1 protein-coding gene is annotated in these 582 nt (G+C 40.7%); it reads right to left on the reverse strand.

Annotated features, from left to right (window positions below; genetic code table 11):
• Positions 1 to 213: 213 nt before the first annotated feature.
• A complete protein-coding gene (locus HP552_RS02230) occupies positions 214 to 525 on the reverse strand; it encodes a hypothetical protein (protein ID WP_175394081.1) in 312 nt (103 codons plus the stop codon).
• Positions 526 to 582: the final 57 nt, after the last annotated feature.

Raw genomic sequence — 582 nt, forward strand, 5'->3', positions numbered from 1 at the left:
GAGTCCGTAAAACTACGGGCTCTTTTTTATGCTCAAGAGAGGAAGTGGCGATTGTGATAAAGAAATTACTGATAAGGTGGATATTCGGAAAGAACGTCACAATATTCGCTGAACCGTCGGACCAACCTAGACTTTGGACGGTAGAGGTGGCCGACAGTAACAAGCGAAGAAAAATAATGACTGGCACAGTTATTCAACAATCTTCAGGTCGTTTCAGGCTAAAAGATTATCAACTCTTCCGGTGATGGTTAAATCATAAGCGCCAGAGTCATTTTTCTGAGCACTGATTCCCAAACTGTAGTCATTGTATTCAGGAGTGTCATACGACTTAAAAGTTATGATGTACTTTTGTTCATTCGGGAAGAAAAAAGCAACGTCTAAAAACCATTGAACGTCCGTGTCCTTGATAGAATTCACTAAATCATATATTTCAAAGGCGCAGGGACAGTTTTCTTCAAATTCTTCATCAGTTCTATAAGCTTTTATTTTGAGGCACCTCCTTTCTGTCGGAGCATTATTCGACAAGTTTGGGGGTGTTTCCTTTTGCCTGAAAGGAGGTGAGACATTGAAGGCGACACATCA

Source organism: Paenibacillus xylanilyticus (assembly GCF_013359935.1).
Taxonomy (GTDB): domain Bacteria; phylum Bacillota; class Bacilli; order Paenibacillales; family Paenibacillaceae; genus Paenibacillus; species Paenibacillus xylanilyticus.